The sequence below is a fragment of the Thermogemmatispora sp. genome (assembly GCF_019683635.1).
GTDB lineage: Bacteria > Chloroflexota > Ktedonobacteria > Ktedonobacterales > Ktedonobacteraceae > Thermogemmatispora.
Genome location: NZ_JADGIA010000355.1, coordinates 1 through 2,285, shown reverse-complemented (window position 1 = coordinate 2,285; position 2,285 = coordinate 1). Strand labels below are relative to the sequence as shown.

Here is a 2,285-nt window from a genome sequence, read left to right as displayed (position 1 = left end):
GCAGCACCTCCTCTCTCAGCCAGCCAGTCTGCACCCGACTGCCCATCTCCCAGCCCCCGCCTCCTCCCACGCTCCCCAACCCCAGCAGCACCTGCGGCAAGCCCGCCAGCACCAGCAGCGCCGTCCGCCGCGGCAGTCGCTGCTCCATCGCAGTCCTTCCCTCTGCCGGTTCTCTCGTGCGCTCGCTCATACAAAGCTCCTGTTGAATCAACTGCTCCATCTCGCGCAGGCTCCCTTGCCCCCGCCTTCCCCACGTCAGCGGCCAGAGCAACACGCTCGTCCCACAGTCCCCCTGCTTCGCCTCCTCCTCTTCCCTCTCCTCTTCCTCCTCCGACCCTGCCGGCAACAACCTCATCCCCGGCGCGGGCAGCACCTGCAGAAGCGCGCTTCCTCCTCTCTCCTCCCTCAATGCTCCCTTGCTTCCTTCCCAGTATACCACAGTCTTCCCCTGCACCCGGGCAAGCCTGTCTCTCTCTTGCATCTGCCTGAGCCGCCTCATCCACTCCTGCGCCTCTTCTGAGAGCGGCAACCCCTCCTGTTCCAGCCGCTGGAGGCCAGCCGTCAGCACCCGCTCCGCCCGCTCTCGCTCCCCCTGTCGCAGCCACCACCCATACACCTCTATCAGCGCCTCCTCCCTGTACGGATGCTCCTCATACAACTGCCGATACTGCTCCCCCGCCTCGCTCAGCATCCCCTCTCGCTCGTAGAGCCGCGCCAGGGCCAGCCCCGCCTTCCACCGCTCGCCCGCCACCCACTCCCGATACGCCACCGCCCACACCGCCGCCTGCTCTTCCAGCAGGCGCCCCCGCCGAAAGAGCCGCTCCGCTCCCTGCAGCGCCGGCAGCGCCGCCAGCGTCTCCAGTCCCCGCCGGCGCGCCTCCCCCAGCCACCACAGCGCCTCATCCACATCGGCCCAGATCCAGCGCTGATCGGCCAACTGATAGCCCTGCCCGCACGTCTTGAGCAACTCCCTCTTTCCCAACAGCTTCCGCACCTGGCCCGCCGCCGTCAGCGGATAGCGCTCCATCGCCTCGCTCGGCTCCTCCCTCGGCCACAGATCCATCTGCAACTGCTGCCGCTCCAGCCGGCGCCCGTGAGCACACAGCAGGCGCTGCAGCAGCGGGCGCGCATAGAAATACGTTCGCCAGATCCCGCCCGGCAGCGCCTGCCACGACCCATCGGCCTGCCGCAGCTCTACCACAAACGGCCCCAACATCCACACGCGCACCAGAGGATCGCCCGTCTCGACAAGCTGCTCTTTTCCGGCCATAGTCCTCTCACCGCTTTCTTCTTCTCAGCCGGCGCCCTGGCCCACAACCAGCGGCTGGCAGCCCAGCATACGCCCAGGCCAGGCCGACCATAAGCACCACATATCAAATCGCGCGGCACCATCGCCGTAGCGTCTACGACATGCACTGTCTGGCACCGTGGTGCTTTGATTATAGCAGATACATCTGCAAATAGAAAAGTAGTTTTTCTTATTGGTCGGATAAATTACACAAGAAAAGAGTGAAGCGAGCGAGCTATTTTTCTTGGGCAGGAAGAAGCGGCATCGCTTGCATCGACGTCAGGAGTCCAACCACTACTTTTGTTGCAAGCCCATCCGGCTATAGCAATAGCAGCGAAGGGGTGTCCGCCCGCAGGAGGCCCGCAGGCTCCTCGCCTCTCCCCGGGTGATGACTCGGCGGGCACCCACTCGCGACTGACTGACTGACTGACTGATCCATAGCATAGAGGGCAGCTTTGCAGCGGGACGAGCTGCCAGGCGAGGGGATAGGGAAACGCACGGCATGTAGACCCAACAGAGACCGACAGGCAACCCATCATCTGAAAGGAGCCATTGCTATGCCAGGAACTGTGCACATTGTCGACGACTCAGCGATCTGTCGCCTCATCGTAGCCCTGGCCCTGCAACGCGCCGGCTTCGGCGTCTGCTGCCATCGCGACGGCCTGAGTGCACTTCAAGAGCTGGCACGCAGCCCGGAGCCACCGGCCCTGCTGCTAGTCGACCCCGGGGTAGCGCGCCTGGACGGCTACGAGCTGATCCGGCTGTTGCGCCAGCAGCCGCGGCTCAGCGCCATACCCATCGTGCTCATGAGCGCGCAACAGGGCTGGCGTGAGCGCCTGCGGGCGCGGCTGGTCGGAGCCAGCGCCTTCGTAGGCAAGCCCTTTTTCATCGACCAGCTTGTCGCCCTCGTTCGTCGCCTCACCAGAGCCAGCCCCAACCCGACGCCACCCCCAGCCACCCCAGTGCTGGAGTTTATAGTGATCTGGTGTGCCACGAG

The 2,285-nt window shown here is 64.9% G+C and carries 2 protein-coding genes; one reads left to right on the top strand and one right to left on the bottom strand.

Annotated elements, in window-relative coordinates:
• Positions 1-1,270 (bottom strand): hypothetical protein (locus tag IRZ31_RS21245; RefSeq protein ID WP_297157743.1); only part of this gene is annotated, 1,270 nt, incomplete at its 3' end.
• Positions 1,271-1,845: 575 nt separating this feature from the next.
• Between IRZ31_RS21245 and IRZ31_RS21240 the strand changes: the two genes are divergently transcribed.
• On the top strand, positions 1,846-2,285 hold a 440-nt coding region (locus IRZ31_RS21240), incomplete at its 3' end, for a response regulator (RefSeq protein ID WP_297157741.1).